General features: G+C 59.1%; 14 protein-coding genes. 8 read left to right on the forward strand and 6 right to left on the reverse strand.

Going from position 1 to position 14,127, the window contains the following annotated elements:
* Positions 1-32: 32 nt before the first annotated feature.
* The 3 genes from F8N21_RS07135 to F8N21_RS07145 are packed head-to-tail and all read left to right on the forward strand — an operon-like array spanning position 33 to position 2,122.
* Positions 33-755, forward strand: coding sequence for a hypothetical protein (locus tag F8N21_RS07135; protein ID WP_150641448.1), 723 nt, complete (start codon positions 33-35; stop codon positions 753-755).
* A gap of 22 nt (positions 756-777) precedes the next feature.
* Positions 778-1,446, forward strand: a complete 669-nt coding sequence (locus F8N21_RS07140) for a hypothetical protein (RefSeq protein ID WP_224788178.1) — start codon at positions 778-780, stop codon at positions 1,444-1,446.
* Positions 1,391-2,122, forward strand: coding sequence for a PP2C family protein-serine/threonine phosphatase (locus F8N21_RS07145; RefSeq protein WP_150641450.1), 732 nt, complete (start codon positions 1,391-1,393; stop codon positions 2,120-2,122). Before F8N21_RS07140 ends, F8N21_RS07145 begins: the two co-directional genes overlap by 56 nt.
* 49 nt (positions 2,123-2,171) lie before the next feature.
* Here the strand turns inward: F8N21_RS07145 and F8N21_RS07150 are convergent, their stop codons facing one another.
* Positions 2,172-3,239, reverse strand: coding sequence for a S8 family peptidase (locus tag F8N21_RS07150; RefSeq protein WP_150641451.1), 1,068 nt, complete (start codon positions 3,237-3,239; stop codon positions 2,172-2,174).
* A 308-nt stretch (positions 3,240-3,547) separates the two neighbouring features.
* On the opposite strand from F8N21_RS07150, the gene F8N21_RS07155 reads away from it, so the two are divergent.
* Positions 3,548-5,476, forward strand: coding sequence for an ATP-dependent DNA helicase RecQ (locus F8N21_RS07155; RefSeq protein WP_150641452.1), 1,929 nt, complete (start codon positions 3,548-3,550; stop codon positions 5,474-5,476).
* A gap of 141 nt (positions 5,477-5,617) precedes the next feature.
* Positions 5,618-6,049 (forward strand): acyl-CoA thioesterase, encoded by a 432-nt coding sequence (locus tag F8N21_RS07160; protein WP_150641453.1) that lies wholly within the window; start codon positions 5,618-5,620, stop codon positions 6,047-6,049.
* A gap of 90 nt (positions 6,050-6,139) precedes the next feature.
* Here F8N21_RS07160 and F8N21_RS07165 read toward each other — a convergent pair whose 3' ends face one another.
* The 4 genes from F8N21_RS07165 to F8N21_RS07180 form a co-directional block, all read right to left on the reverse strand.
* Positions 6,140-6,628 (reverse strand): glycine zipper domain-containing protein, encoded by a 489-nt coding sequence (locus F8N21_RS07165; protein WP_150641454.1) that lies wholly within the window; start codon positions 6,626-6,628, stop codon positions 6,140-6,142.
* A 338-nt stretch (positions 6,629-6,966) separates the two neighbouring features.
* Positions 6,967-9,315: an FdhF/YdeP family oxidoreductase gene (locus F8N21_RS07170; protein ID WP_150641455.1), complete on the reverse strand. Its 2,349-nt coding sequence runs from the start codon at positions 9,313-9,315 to the stop codon at positions 6,967-6,969.
* Positions 9,312-10,154 carry a formate dehydrogenase accessory sulfurtransferase FdhD gene (gene fdhD, locus F8N21_RS07175; RefSeq protein WP_150641456.1) on the reverse strand — a complete coding sequence of 281 codons (843 nt, stop codon included), beginning with the start codon at positions 10,152-10,154 and terminating at the stop codon, positions 9,312-9,314. The genes F8N21_RS07170 and fdhD overlap by 4 nt, the downstream gene beginning before the upstream one ends.
* 94 nt (positions 10,155-10,248) lie before the next feature.
* Positions 10,249-11,136, reverse strand: coding sequence for a LysR family transcriptional regulator (locus F8N21_RS07180; RefSeq protein WP_150641457.1), 888 nt, complete (start codon positions 11,134-11,136; stop codon positions 10,249-10,251).
* Between the two features lie 139 nt (positions 11,137-11,275).
* Here F8N21_RS07180 and lysM point away from each other — a divergent pair, with 139 nt between their 5' ends.
* The gene (lysM, locus tag F8N21_RS07185) at positions 11,276-11,716 is read left to right on the forward strand and encodes a peptidoglycan-binding protein LysM (RefSeq protein WP_150641458.1); all 441 of its coding nucleotides are present in this window, start codon (positions 11,276-11,278) and stop codon (positions 11,714-11,716) included.
* A 153-nt stretch (positions 11,717-11,869) separates the two neighbouring features.
* On the opposite strand, the gene yrfG is transcribed toward lysM, so the two are convergent.
* Complete coding sequence (gene yrfG / locus F8N21_RS07190; RefSeq protein ID WP_150641459.1) at positions 11,870-12,532, reverse strand: GMP/IMP nucleotidase; 663 nt, start codon at positions 12,530-12,532, stop codon at positions 11,870-11,872.
* A gap of 88 nt (positions 12,533-12,620) precedes the next feature.
* Between yrfG and nudE the strand changes: the two genes are divergently transcribed.
* Together nudE and cysQ are read left to right on the forward strand one after the other, a co-directional pair.
* A complete protein-coding gene (gene nudE / locus F8N21_RS07195; protein WP_150641460.1) occupies positions 12,621-13,187 on the forward strand; it encodes an ADP compounds hydrolase NudE in 567 nt (188 codons plus the stop codon).
* The gene (gene cysQ / locus F8N21_RS07200) at positions 13,184-14,026 is read left to right on the forward strand and encodes a 3'(2'),5'-bisphosphate nucleotidase CysQ (RefSeq protein ID WP_224788179.1); all 843 of its coding nucleotides are present in this window, start codon (positions 13,184-13,186) and stop codon (positions 14,024-14,026) included. The genes nudE and cysQ overlap by 4 nt, the downstream gene beginning before the upstream one ends.
* Positions 14,027-14,127 lie beyond the last annotated feature (101 nt).

Raw genomic sequence — 14,127 nt, forward strand, 5'->3', positions numbered from 1 at the left:
CGCGGACTGTGGACAAACGGGGTAGGGGCTTTATGAAAGGTCAAGATATTTTGCTTCTTTTCAAGCTCGTCAGCCTGGAGGAGCAGGAGCTGGGGGATGAGAACAAGGAAATCCGGCTCAATGTTACTCGTCGACTTGATGAGCTGGAGGCTCAAGAGATCAGGGAGGAATCCGGACATTACATGGACATTGAGCGGACGGTGAAAAACGTTGGCGTTCGACTTTCCGATGCGCTGGACTGGCAAGGTTGGGACGATGAACCCTATGACGAACCTCCGGTAAATACGGAAAGCTATACCGTTCGTGGGTTGGCCGCTGCCCTTGGGTTGGGCAAAAGCGAGATATCCAGCTCCCTCAAGCGCTGCCGGGAGGTAGGGCTGGTGATTTCTTACCTGGAAGAGAACCTTCCGCGCGTCAACCGAAGAGGTTTACTGGATCTGGTAACGCATGGGCTCAAGTATTTCTTTCCCGTCAGGCCGGGCGCCATCGTGAGAGGTATACCGACTGCGTTTGCTGCGCCCATCCTTGAGGGCAAGCTGATGAGTGCGGGTGAGTTGATCCCCGTCTGGCCCTCGGCGCAGGGGAAGAAGAAAGGCCAGGCGATCACTCCGATTTACAAGACAGTGCCTCAGGCCGTGAAGGCGGATTATTTGCTGTATCACTACCTGGCGTTAGTTGATGCGGTTCGCATCGGAAGCCCGCGAGAAGCGGAGGTCGCGAACTCAATGCTAAGAAAATGGATTCTTCATGAGTAAGAAACAGCAAGAGCTGCTGGAGATGCTGGACGTTGTCGCACAGGCTTTGGGTGATGAGCTAAGACAGCAGGTGGCGTTTGTCGGCGGTTGCACTACGGCATTGTTGGTGACTGACGAAGTCACGCTGGAAGATCTGCGTTTTACCGATGATGTCGATCTGGTTGTTCACCTCACGGGTTATGCAGGCTGGCCCAGGTTGATGGAGCAACTTCGTCAGCGCGGCTTCATGGAGAGCCCTCTGGATGAGGTGAACTGCAGGATGCGTCTGGGCGAGTTGAAAGTGGATTTCATGCCGTCAGATGAATCCATCCTGGGCTATTCCAATATCTGGTTCGATGAAGGTTTTCAGCAGGCGCAGTTGCATACCTTGCCCAGCGGCCTGGAAATCAGGGTGTTCTCTCCAGCCTGCTTTCTGGCAACAAAATTTGCAGCCTACGCCGGTAGGGGCCAGGGTGATGTGCTCAATAGCAAAGACATAGAAGACATCGTCAACCTGGTCGATGGCCGCGAAGAGCTGATTGCCGAAGTCAGTGAAGCTGCAGCGCCCCTGAAACAGTATCTGGTCGAGCACTTCACGGCTTTACTCCGAAACCGGGATTTCGGTTACGTCCTGCAAAGCGCTACGCGAAACGATGGTGAGCGCGAACAACTCCTTCGTCACCGTTTTGCCAAAATGTGTGAAGGAAATTAGCCGGGTGCCCAGCCATAGACTGATGACCTTTCAAGGAACCCGCACAGCCGATAATCGCGATCATGCGGGCTTCGCCAGCCAGGGTGACTTCCATTTGTACCTGATTGCCGATGGGAGCAGCACGTCCGCCAAAAGTGGTGAACTGGCTTATGCATTGGTCAGGTACATGGAGACCGGATTCTCTGAGTTGAACGAGGATCTGCTGAAGGCGGCTGGAGCAGAGGCGATGCTCCTGGAGCTTTTGTCCGGCGCTCGACATGCGCTGGTCAGTCAATACAAGGTGGCATGTGTCAGCTACTTGATAGTGGTATTGGGCCCCGAGGTCATCACGGTCATCCATGGTGGAGACTGCTGCTTTGGCCGACGCGCGCGTGAGGGGTCTATTGAATGGCTGACGGCGCCGCACTGCCAGCCAAACTGGCGCGGTGACCTTGCCCATGAAGTCATTGCTCGTGATGTTGGTCGTCACAGACTGACACGTAGCTTCAGTGGGCGACGTGAACTGGATCCTTGCATCAGCCGATTTGATCTCCAGCCCGGTTCACGCTGGCTGCTGGCCAGTGACGGATTTTGGGCGGATCTGCCCACAGACATACAATTGGCCTCTCTGGAAGCGGGGGCGATTGAGGATCCTAGCGGTGACGATGACATCACCTGCATCGAGATCCGGCCTTGATAGGGGTAATCAATTTTGTGCTCCCACGCTCGCATGGGAACTTGCCTGATTATTCGATCATCGGCTCAGGTGCCAGACGCGAGGCGGCGTCGAGGTCCAGCAAGCCTCTGCCGTAAGCTTCGCTATTGGCGTAGATGCCGGTGCGGTTGGCGCTGCTGAGCAACAATTCGCGCACTTGCTGCGGGCTGAGTTTCGGGTAGCGGCTTTGCAGGGCTGCAAGGGCGCCGCTGACCATTGCTGCGGCGGGCGAGGTGCCGGCGGTTTGCACGTAGGTGTCGTCGGTGCCGGTGGTCAGCAGGCCGGCTCCGCCGTCACCGCCTGGCACGGCGATGCACCAGCGTGCCGCCAGGCCGCAGTAGTTGGACTTGAGGTTGATGGCGCTGCCATCGTTCTTCAGGGCCATGACCGCGATCCAGCCCTTTTCCAGTTCGGGCACCAGGGCCGGCAGCCCCGGTTCGGCCAAGGGCTCACGCTTGACTTCATTGCCGGTGGAGAACACGAACACGGCACCTTGCTCCACCAGTTTCCTGGCCACTTCCAGGGAGTCGCCCATCAACCGTTCATAGATCACGGTTTCATTGGTGTTGGCTTCTATCGGGTTGGCCCAGGAGTTACTGATGATGCGTGCTCCCTTGTCGAATCCGGCCTGCCAGGACTTGGCGATTTCGCTGTCGAAGTAGAAGGGTTCCTTGTCGTCACCGAACCGCATGGGGATTAGCTGGGCATTGAAGGCCATGCCGTGCATCCCTTGATCATTCTTGTTCGCGGCGAGGATGCCGGCCATTTGCGTGCCGTGGCCCTTGGGGTCAATAGTGCCGGGCAGGTTGCGCACAAAATCGTAGCCAGGATCGGCCAGGCGCCCCTGAAACGCTGGCAGGCTGGCATTGAGGCCTGAGTCGATCAGGGCAACCTTCACGCCTTGGCCGGTGCCGCCGCGCGCGTAAAGTGTCGAGGCCTTGATCACGGCCAATCCTTTTTGCGCCTGGTACTCGGGTGTTTCGAAGGCTTCTGCGCCTGGCTCTACTGTGGGTTGTACCGGGACGGTCAGGCATCCGGCCAATAACAGTGACAAGGTCAGCAGGCCGGTGCGCGACAATACTGAAAACGTAAACTGCATGGTGCGATCCTTCATGTAGGATCCGCGGGCATCAGGCTTCCTGCCGTGAAGAGGGGGCCGCGGACGGTGGTTTCTCTACGGGCGAGGTGTGTTGACCCGAGATTTTTTCGTCGCCCTGATGGTGTTTGGCCACGCCAGGTGAATCCGGGCATGAGCGATAACCTTATCGGTTGAAGGTGCGGGACCGTGAGGTAATTAGTTGTGCCGTTTGTATCAACCTGTAGTGTTTTACCCCCGACCTTTTCTCGATCCGCTGAGCTTGTCGCGCTAGGCTTCAGGCATCTCAGCGGTCAACGGAGTGACAGCTTATGTACAACACCCTTGAACAGGTCTTCGGTTATCCACAGTTCCGGCCCGGCCAGGAGGAGGCGGTCAGTGCGGTGTTGGCCGGGCGTTCGGCGGCGGCGATTTTTCCTACCGGGTCGGGCAAGTCGTTGTGTTATCAACTGCCGGCCTTGCTGCTGCCGCACCTGACGCTGGTGGTTTCGCCGTTGCTGGCGTTGATGCAGGATCAATTGGCGTTCCTGGCGCGCCATGGCATTGCGGCGGCAAGTATTGATTCGGTACAGAGCCGGGATGACGCCAACGAGGTCATGGCCCGGGCCCGCTCCGGTGAGTTGAAGATTTTGATGATTTCCGTGGAGCGCCTGAAGAACGAGCGCTTCCGCAATTTTTTGCAGCAGGTCCCGATCTCGCTGCTGGTGGTCGACGAGGCGCACTGTATCTCGGAGTGGGGGCATAACTTCCGTCCGGACTATTTGAAGCTGCCGGACTATCAGCGCCAGTTCAACATCCCCCAGGCCCTGTTGCTGACCGCCACCGCCACGCCGAAAGTGATCGCCGACATGCAGGCGAAATTCGCCATTGCCGCGGATGATGTGGTGACCACCGGTTTCTACCGGCCCAACCTCAACCTGTTGGTGGAGCCGGTGCGCGGCCAGGACAAGCGTCGGCGTCTGGTCGAGTGGCTGGGCGAGCGCGCCGGGCAGCCGAGTATTGTCTACGTCACCTTGCAGAAAACCGCCGAGCAGATCGCCCAGCACCTCAGCCAGCATGGCATTGCGGCCGAGGGATATCACGCCGGTCTACCCAATGAAAAGCGCGAGGCGATTCAGCGACGGTTCATGGGTGGGCAGTGCAATTGCATCGTCGCCACCATCGCCTTCGGCATGGGGATCGACAAGAGCGACATCCGCAACGTGGTGCATTTCGACTTGCCGAAATCCATCGAGAACTACAGCCAGGAAATCGGCCGCGCCGGGCGTGACGGGCAGCCGTCCGATTGCCTGGTGCTGGCCAACCGCGACAGCCTCAATGTACTGGAGAATTTCGTTTACGGGGATACGCCGGAGCTGAGCGGGATTCGCTGTGTGCTGGACGAACTGCAGGCGGCCAGCCCCGATGGGCAATGGGAGTTTCTGCTCGGGCCCTTGGCGGATCAGAGCAACATCCGCCAACTGCCGCTCAAGACTTTGCTGGTGCAGCTGGAGCTGCGCGGCTTGATCGCGCCACGCTATGCCTACTTTGCCGAATACCGCTTCAAGTTTCTGGTCGAGCCAGAGGCCTTGCTGGCACGTTTCGAGGGCGAGCGGCGGGACTTTGTCTCGGCAATCATCCAGACCTCGAGCCGCGCCCGAACCTGGGCCACGGTCAACTTCGACGCGCTGTATCAACAGCATCAAGCGGAACGAAACCGGGTGGTGAAGGCCCTGGATTATTTTCAGGAGAAGAGCTGGGTGGAGCTGGAAAGCAAGCAAATGACCGAGGTCTACAACGTGCTGATGACGGATTTCGATGCGCAGCTGCTGAGCGCTGAATTGCATGCTTGTTTCACCCGGCACGAGCGCACCGAAATCACGCGGATTCACGCCATGCTCGATTTGTTCGCCACCGAACGTTGCCTCGGTTATCGACTGGCCCGGTATTTCGGCGACGAGAATGCGCCGCAGCAGTGCGGGCATTGTTCGGTGTGCCATGGGCAGATTGCTCGCCTGCCAGAACCTCCCGTATTGCCCGCGCTTGGGGATAAACACTTCCAGGCACTGTGCGGCGACTTTATCCACAGGCATGAGCAGTACAGCGGCAGCCCGCCGGGTGCGGAGCGACTGACGCGATTCTTGTGCGGGATCAGCGTGCCACTTTTCACCAAACTCAAGGCCCGAGCGATCCCGGGATTTGCCGCACTGGATGATTATCCCTATGCCGAGGTGAGGCAGTGGGCCGAGGAGAACCTTTAGGCCAAAGCTTCGCGGACAAGCTGCTTGTTGTGGGAGCGGCGGTGCAGCGATCCGACTTGCCCGCGAATGACCCCGTGTCGCCCCCGACCGCGGCGATCATAGTAATTACACTGTTTGCCCCATTATCCAAGAGACCACTCAATGACCGACCAGATGCCACAACGCGCTGATTATCGTCACTTCCAGCCAATCATCACCCGTTGGCACGACAATGATGTCTACGGTCATGTGAATAACGTCACCTACTACAGTTTTTTCGACACGGCGGTGAATGCCTACCTGATCGAGGAGGGTGGGTTGGATATTCACGACGGAGAAGTGGTGGGTTTTGTAGTGAGTTCAGCGTGCGACTACTTTGCCTCGATTGCATTCCCCGAGCGTATCGAGATCGGTTTGCGGGTGGGCAAGTTGGGCAATAGTTCGGTGCAGTACGAGTTGGCGGTGTTCAAGGCGGGAGAAGAGGACGCCTGCGCGGCGGGGCGGTTCGTGCATGTGTTTGTGGATCGGGCGTCGAATCAGCCGGTGGCGATTCCTGCCGTGTTGCGCGAGGCACTGGAGCGATTGGGGGTGTGAACAAAAAAATCGCAGCCTGTCGGCAGCTCATGCAGGAGCTGCCGCAGGCTGCGATCTTTTAGAAAGGCCGAGCGCGAAACACTTCAAGCCTTAACGGTGGCGATTGTGTTTGTGATGCTTGCGATGCCCATAGGCATGACCACGGCCGGGATGGCCGTCACGGTAGTAGCGGCGATCATCGCGCCCGCGACTGCTGTGGCGACGATCGTCGTCGTCATCGCTCTTGTTGCCCATGTAGTTACCCAGCGCGCCACCGGCACCGCCACCCGCGGCAGAACCGATCAGGCTGCCGGTGGTGCCGCCCATGCTGCGGCCGACCACGTTACCGCCGGCTGCGCCCAGCGCACCGCCGATGGCTGCTTCGCCACGGCTACGTTTGTCGGCACCGACCGCACTACCGCCTGCGCCACCCAGGGCTGCACCGATAGTGGAACCAGTGCTGCCGCCTAACGACTGACCGACCACTGAGCCTAGAACCCCGCCCAATGCGCCGCCCACACCTGCTTCGGTGGTGCCTCCGGCAGAAGCGATGCCACTGACCAGGCTAAGGGACAACAAGAGAATCGAGGAGAACTTCATACGAAAAACCTCAAGGGGATGACGGCGCGATCCTGAGGCTGAGTGATGGGCGTTACAATCGAAATCCGACGAGTAACACGACTTCAACACATTTCTATAAGTTACTGTTTTTTAGGCGGAACTTAACTATTTTTTGCCGGTCTTTTGCTACTGGTAAAAGGCCGTTTTCATGTGAAAACGGCCTTTTTTGTGGGCGTTTGGAAAGTGGGTGATCTGCGGTACGCTAAAAGATCGCAGCCTGCGGCAGCTCCTACACGCCGACCGCGTACACCCGTAGAATTTCAGGTGCACACCAGCCCCGTAGGAGCTGCCGCAGGCTGCGATCTCTTGATCTTGCTTTAAGCCGACCTTGCCATGATTAGCCCATTGTCACTCGCCGCTTCCAGGCGGATCGCGACAAACTTCGACGTCGGCGTGTGGCTACCATCACCGGTGCTTTCCAGCGGCACCAGCGGGTTCACCTCCGGGTAGTAAGCGGCAGCTTGTCCGGCAGGGATATCGAAGGCAAGCAAGGTGAAGCCCTTGACCCGCCGTTCGCGGCCATCGTCCCAGATCGATACGATGTCAGCTGTCTGACCCGGTTTGAAGCCCAGGCGGATGATGTCGGCTTCGTTGACGAACAGCACGTCACGCTGACCTTTGACGCCGCGATAGCGGTCGTCGAGGCCATAGATGGTGGTGTTGTACTGATCGTGGGAGCGCATCGACTGCATGATCAGGTCAGGCAGTATGCCAGTGGCGCGGGTGCGCTCATGCACCAGGTCGATCGGCAAAATGTTCGGCCGGAAATTCGCCCGGCCCGACGCAGTATTCCAGCGCCGTGCGCCAGCGCTGCTGCCCAAGTAGAAACCCCCCGGATTTTCCAGGCGCTGGTTGAAGTCCTTGAAGCCGGGAATGGTGTCGGCGATCAGCTCGCGAATGCGCCGGTAATCGGCGACGAGCCAGTTCCAGTCCACCGGGTGCGTACCCAATGTGGCAGCAGCGATGCCGGCAATGATCGACGGCTCTGAGCGCATGAGTTTGGAGATTGGTCGCAACTGCCCATTGGAGGCGTGGACCATGCTGAAAGAGTCTTCCACGGTGACCGCTTGCGGGCCCTGCTTCTGCAGGTCGATGTCGGTACGGCCCAGGCATGGCAGGATCAGCGCCTCTTTACCGTGGGCCAGATGGCTGCGGTTGAGCTTGGTGCTGATCTGCACGGTGAGGTCGCAGTTGCTCAGGGCCTGGAAGGTCCGCGTGCTGTCCGGGGTGGCTTGGGCGAAGTTGCCGCCCAGGCCGATAAAGACTTTCGAGCGCCCGTCGAGCATCGCATGAATCGCTTCCACCACGTTGTGACCGTTTTCGCGCGGCACTTTGAACTGGAAGCGCCGCTCCAGCGCATCGAGGAAGAATGCCGAAGGGCGCTCGTTGATGCCCATGGTGCGGTCGCCCTGCACGTTACTGTGGCCACGTACCGGACACAGGCCGGCGCCCGGCCGGCCGACGTTGCCGCGCAGCAGCATCAGATTGGCGATTTCCTGAATGGTCTGTACCGAATGGCGATGCTGGGTGATGCCCATTGCCCAGCACATGATCACGCTTTTGCTCTTGGCGTACATGCGTGCGGCTTGTTCAATATCGGTCAGGGGCAGCCCGGACTGTTCGACGATCTGTTCCCATGGGGTTTTGTCGATGGCGGCCAGGTAATCGAGCACACCACCGGTGTGTTCATTGAGAAAGTCGTGGTCAAACACCGCCGGTTCATACGCCAGCTGTGCTTCGCGCTCCCATTGCAGCAGGAACTTGGCCATGCCCCGCAGCAACGCCATATCGCCGCCCAGCGCCGGACGGAAAAAGGCGGTATTGGTCGCACGGTCACCGTTGGTGAGCATCTCGATAGGGTGTTGCGGGTGTTGGAAGCGTTCCAGCCCGCGCTCTTTGAGCGGATTGACGCAGACCACTTGAGCGCCGCGTTTCACTGCTTCGCGCAGTGGTTCGAGCATCCGCGGGTGGTTGGTGCCAGGGTTCTGCCCCAAAACAAAAATCGCATCGGCGTGTTCGAAGTCGTCGAAGGTTACTGTGCCTTTGCCTACACCGACGCTTTGCTCCAGGGCCACTCCGCTGGCTTCGTGGCACATGTTCGAGCAGTCAGGGAAGTTGTTGGTGCCAAACGCGCGCACGAACAGCTGATAAAGGTACGCCGCTTCGTTACTGGCCCGGCCGGAGGTATAGAACTCGGCCTGATCGGGGCTGTTGAGGTTCTGCAAATGTTTGCCGATCAGTGCGAAAGCTGCTTCCCAGCTGATGGGGGTGTAGCGATCGGTTTCAGCGTCGTAGCTCATCGGTTCGGTCAGACGACCCTGATACTCGAGCCAGTAATCGCTCTGTTCCAGTAATGAGTTAACGCTGTGTTTGGCGAAGAAGGCGCCGTCGACCCGGCGCTTGGTAGCTTCCCAGTTGACCGCTTTGGCGCCGTTTTCGCAGAACTTGACCATGCCACTTTCCGGCGAGTCGCCCCAGGCGCAACCCGGACAGTCAAGGCCGCCGTTCTGGTTGGTCTTGAGCATCATGCGGATGTTTTTCAGTGCGTTGTCGCTGGACAACCAGGCTTGAGCGACGCTGATCAGTGCGCCCCAACCGCCGGCCGGGCCTTTGTAGGGCTTGTAGCGCGGGGCTGGTTTTTGGACGGCTTGATGATGAGGGCTCACGCTTTTGGATTCTCCATTGCAGGGCTATAGACCCGCGGCGCACTTTTTTGCGGCAGGTGAATGAGATTGAGGTTGTGCCGGCGCGCCCATTGCAGGGCCAGGCCGGTGGGCGACGACAGGCTGACTAATGTCTGAATGCCTGCGCGCAAGACTTTCTGGATCAATTCCAGGCTGCAACGGCTGGTGACAATGGCCAGGCCGCCAGCAGTGGGGATGTTCTGCCGGATCAGCGCGCCGATCAGTTTGTCGAGGGCGTTGTGCCGACCGATGTCTTCACGACCCAGTAGCAGTTCGCCCTGGTTGTTCATGAACACGGCCGCATGCACCGCGCCGCTGTATTGACCCAATGGCTGAAAAGCACTGATGCGCTGACGCAACCCGTCGAGCCACTCCGCTGGCGGCAAGGGCGCGCCGGGCAATACATTCAGTTCGGGCAATGCCTGCTCGACCGCTTCCACTCCGCAGAGCCCGCAACCACTGGTACCGGCCAGTTGGCGGCGTTGGGCCTTGAGGTTCCAGAAAGCGCGGCTGGTGATTTGCACTTGCGCATACTGCGCCGAGCCCGAGCCGCTGAGTTTCAGGTCGTAGATTTCCGAAACGTCGCTGATAATCCCGCTACCGATACTGAAGCCGACAATGAAGTCTTCAAGGTCGCTTGGAGTAACCAGCATCACCGCCTGGCTGATGCCGTTGTAGGCGATCGCCAGCGCGACCTCCTCAGCGAGCGCGGTGCTGGCTGATTCAGTGTGTTCCAGGTTGCAGTAGTGATAACTCTGACTGGCGGCGAGCGCGGGAATTTCCAGGGCAGGCGCCGCGCGACCCTTGCGCTTGGCGTTCATGAGGCAGTACCGGCGGTGTATGTACCTTTAAGACTAGGCGCGTCAAAGTGTCGCGTCTAATCGCTAGTACTGATGTACCGATAGATGCCATCGATCAAGACCCGCTTGGCGATTGCTGATAAATCGCGAAACAGGCTTCAGCCAGCGCCGAACGCGGTGCGCCGCGGCGCATGATCAGCCCCAGGCGGGTGAGGGTCTGGGCGTTTTCTATGGGTTGCAGGCGCAGGTCGTCGGTCAAGGCTTCAAGGCCGCCTTCCAACGGCATCACCGCGCAACACAGCCCGCCGTGTACCGCCTGTAGCAGCTGATGGACCGCATCGGTCTGCAGCAGCGGTTGCGGATTGAGCCCGCGACTGTGGAAGTTGTGGTCGATGGACTGGCGAAAGTGCATGCCGCTGGTGAGCATGCCCAGTGGCAATTCGATCAGTGCCTCCCAGCTCAGGGGTTTTTCACCAAAGCTGAAGAAGCGTTGGTCGTAGAGCAGGCCCATGCGGGTTTCGCTCAGAGCCAGCGAGTCGAAGCGTTCGTTGTCCAGCCGCTCCAGGTACGAAACGCCGAGGTCCAGGCGATTGCTCGCCAGTTGCTCGAGGATCTGTTCGGAGCTCAGCGCCGACAGTTCGAAGCGCAGGCTCGGGTGTTCCTTGTGCAGGCGCTGCAGCAGCGGTAGCGGGTCGAAGTTCGACAGTGGCACCACGCCCAGGCGCAGTGTCCCGACCAGGTTGCCGCGACAGGCTGCAGCCTCGGCTTGCAGGCCTGCGTAGGCCGCCAGCACCGTACGGGCCCAGGCCAGCACCCGCTCCCCCGGGGCAGTAAAGCTTTCGAAACGTTGCCCGCGATTGACCAGCGGCAGATCGAGTTCTTCCTCGAGGCTGCGCAGGCGCATGGACAAGGTCGGCTGGGTGATGTGACAGCGGGCGGCGGCCTGGCCGAAGTGACGCGTTTCGTCGAGGGCGATGAGGAATTTCAGCTGCTTGATGTCCATCTTCGCTCCAGGGCGCTGGCTAGACTCGGGATTCTAGCGCTTGCACAAGGTTGGGTCATTGGTCGGCCTGAAACCACTCCTTGCGGGGTTGGTCTAGTCTTTCGCCTCTGGACCCCTAAATAAGCAAGGAGTGTGCATCATGAGTATTTTTAGCTTTGTGAAGGAAGCAGGTGAAAAGCTTATCGATCTGCTGACGCCCGGCAACGCCAATGCCAGCGAGCAGCTGAAGGAGCACATCGCCAAGGTCGGCCTGGGTAATCCGAATGTACAGGCAGCGGTGGATGGCGACAAAGTCACGCTCACCGGTGAAGTCGCCAGCCAGGAGGAGAAAGAGAAGATTCTGCTGGCCGTGGGCAACATTGCCGGGATCGGCAGCGTTGATGATCAGATCACCGTGGCTGGCCCTGTCGCTAAGGCGGCGCGTTTTGTCACCGTGAAAAAAGGCGACACCCTCAGCGCGATTTCCAAGGCTGAGTACGGCGACGCCAGCAAGTACAACAAAATCTTCGAGGCCAACAAACCGATGCTGTCGCACCCGGACAAAATCTACCCGGGGCAGACATTGCGGATTCCTGAATAAAAGAAGCTCCTGCGCCGACCGCATGCACCTGCGATATCGTGGGTGTTCGCAATTCCCCCTGTAGGAGCTGCCGCAGGCTGCGATCTTTTGATCTTGATTCACCAGCGGCAAAAAGATCAAAAGATCGCAGGCTGCGCCAGCTCCTACAAAAGATTAGAGCCCTGCAATCAACTCCCGATAATCCACCACCGCCGCAAATTCCGCAGTGTCCCTGGGGCCTTTGCGGCTGTCCGGTTCGCTGACGGCCAATAGATGCCCTACACCGAAGTCGCGGGCGCTGCGCAGGATCGGCAAGGTGTCGTCGATAAACAGGCTGCGGGCCGGATCGAAGCCGATATCGGCTTGCAGGGCATCCCAGAACTGTGGGTTCTCCTTGGCGAAGCCGTAATCGTGGGAGCTGATCAACCGCTCGAAATACGGTGCCAGCTCGACTCTTTCCAGCTTCAATGACAGCGAATCGCGGTGGGCGTTGGTGATCAGCACGACCCGCTTGCCGGCCTGTTTGATCGCTGCCAGAAAAGTATCGGCGTCCGGGCGCAGGGCAATCAGATGGGCGGTTTCCAGCTTGAGTTCGCGCACCGGCAGTTTCAGTTCAGCGCTCCAGAAATCCAGGCAATACCACTGCAACTGACCGGCGTTGCGCTCGAACAACGGCTGCAATTCCAGCTCCGCCATGGCCCGGCTTACACCATGCAACTCGGCGTAGCGTTGAGGCAGGTGCTCCAGCCAGAAATGGTTGTCGTAATGCAGGTCCAATAGCGTGCCGTCCATATCCAGCAGAACGGTATCAATGTCGCGCCAGGGCAATGAGGGCATGGAAAACTTCTCGAACAGTAGAAAGACATCCGACACAAACAATCGGGTAAGCCGGGGTATAGTACCGCGTTCACCTCAAGGAGCCGCCATGCGCCAGAAACCCACCATACTCGCCCGCGAGATAGTCGCCACCAGCCGTTTGTTCTGCGTCGAAGAGCTGCAGTTGCGCTTCTCCAATGGCGTAGAACGCACCTATGAGCGATTGGTCAGCAAAGGTGTCGGTTATGGCGCGGTGATGATCGTGGCGATGATCGATGACGATCATGCCGTATTGATTGAAGAGTATTGCGGCGGCACCAATGAATACGAACTGTCTTTGCCCAAGGGACTGATCGAGCCGGGCGAAGATGTGCTGGCGGCGGCTGAGCGCGAACTCAAGGAAGAGGCGGGTTTTGGCGCGCGCCAACTTGAGCATTTGACTGAGCTGTCGTTGTCGCCCGGCTACATGAGCCAGAAGATTCAGGTGGTGCTGGCGACCGAGCTCTATGAAGACCGCCTTGAGGGCGACGAACCTGAGCCGATGCGCGTGGATCGGGTCAATCTGCGGGAATTGTCTGCCTTGGTGCAGAATCCGCAGTTCACCGAAGGCCGTGCCCTGGCGGCCCTGTACCTGGCCCGCGATGTGCTGACCGAGCGTGGGATGTTTCAGCCATGAGCCAGCTTACGATTGGTTTGCCCCATCCATTGCTGGCCCCGGTCATCGAACTGGCGCTTCAGGCCGGTGAAGCCATTCTGCCGTTCTGGCGCGCCAATGTGGTGGTCACCGCCAAGCTCGACGACTCGCCGGTGACCGCGGCTGACATGGCTGCTCATCATCTGATCCTCGCGGGGCTGACGGCACTGGACCCGAGCATCCCGGTGCTTTCGGAAGAAGATGCCGATATCCCGCTGAGCGTGCGCGCCGGCTGGCAGCGCTGGTGGCTGGTGGATCCGCTGGATGGCACCAAGGAATTCATTTCCGGCAGTGAAGAATTCACCGTCAACATCGCCTTGATCGAGCAGGGGCGCGTGGTGTTTGGCGTGGTGTCGATGCCGACTAATGGCCGCTGCTATTTCGGTGGTGCTGGCCTGGGTGCCTGGCGTGCCGACAAAGACGCAGAGCCGATGCCGATTCATGTACGGCACATTCCGCCCGCCGGCGAAGCGTTTACCGTAGTCGCCAGCCGTCGGCATTCGAGCCCTGAGCAGGAGCGATTGCTGGCCGGGCTGAGTGACAGTCTGGGTGAGCTGCACTTGGCGAATATCGGCAGCTCGCTGAAGTTCTGCCTGCTGGCGGAGGGGGCCGCCGATTGTTATCCACGACTGGCGCCGACTTCGCAGTGGGACACCGCTGCCGCTCAGGGTGTGCTGGAGGGCGCGGGTGGTGAGGTGCTGGATTTGAGCGGTGCGCCATTCAGTTATCCAGCGCGGGAATCCTTGCGTAACGGGTTTTTCCTGGCGCTGCCAGCGGGCGTGGAGTGGCGTGAAAAATTATTGACCTTGAGTTCAATCTAATCAAATAACTGCAAAGTCAGGTTGTTGTTCAGTTACTGTTAATTTATACACTGTCAGATCTGACAGGTTTCAAATGCATGACTTGATGCTAGCATCAAGTC

Origin of the sequence: Pseudomonas fluorescens, from assembly GCF_902497895.1 — a bacterium.
GTDB lineage: Bacteria > Pseudomonadota > Gammaproteobacteria > Pseudomonadales > Pseudomonadaceae > Aquipseudomonas > Aquipseudomonas fluorescens_BP.

What these genes read in the sequence shown, in the direction of transcription:
- F8N21_RS07180 (WP_150641457.1), bottom strand. Translation starts at nt 11,136, where the DNA reads ATGGACATCAAGCAGCTGAAATTCCTCATCGCCCTCGACGAAACGCGT.
- F8N21_RS07155 (WP_150641452.1), top strand. Translation starts at nt 3,548, where the DNA reads ATGTACAACACCCTTGAACAGGTCTTCGGTTATCCACAGTTCCGGCCC.
- cysQ (WP_224788179.1), top strand. Translation starts at nt 13,184, where the DNA reads ATGAGCCAGCTTACGATTGGTTTGCCCCATCCATTGCTGGCCCCGGTC.
- nudE (WP_150641460.1), top strand. Translation starts at nt 12,621, where the DNA reads ATGCGCCAGAAACCCACCATACTCGCCCGCGAGATAGTCGCCACCAGC.
- yrfG (WP_150641459.1), bottom strand. Translation starts at nt 12,532, where the DNA reads ATGCCCTCATTGCCCTGGCGCGACATTGATACCGTTCTGCTGGATATG.
- F8N21_RS07150 (WP_150641451.1), bottom strand. Translation starts at nt 3,239, where the DNA reads ATGCAGTTTACGTTTTCAGTATTGTCGCGCACCGGCCTGCTGACCTTG.
- F8N21_RS07135 (WP_150641448.1), top strand. Translation starts at nt 33, where the DNA reads ATGAAAGGTCAAGATATTTTGCTTCTTTTCAAGCTCGTCAGCCTGGAG.
- F8N21_RS07165 (WP_150641454.1), bottom strand. Translation starts at nt 6,628, where the DNA reads ATGAAGTTCTCCTCGATTCTCTTGTTGTCCCTTAGCCTGGTCAGTGGC.
- fdhD (WP_150641456.1), bottom strand. Translation starts at nt 10,154, where the DNA reads ATGAACGCCAAGCGCAAGGGTCGCGCGGCGCCTGCCCTGGAAATTCCC.
- F8N21_RS07140 (WP_224788178.1), top strand. Translation starts at nt 778, where the DNA reads ATGCTGGACGTTGTCGCACAGGCTTTGGGTGATGAGCTAAGACAGCAG.
- lysM (WP_150641458.1), top strand. Translation starts at nt 11,276, where the DNA reads ATGAGTATTTTTAGCTTTGTGAAGGAAGCAGGTGAAAAGCTTATCGAT.
- F8N21_RS07160 (WP_150641453.1), top strand. Translation starts at nt 5,618, where the DNA reads ATGACCGACCAGATGCCACAACGCGCTGATTATCGTCACTTCCAGCCA.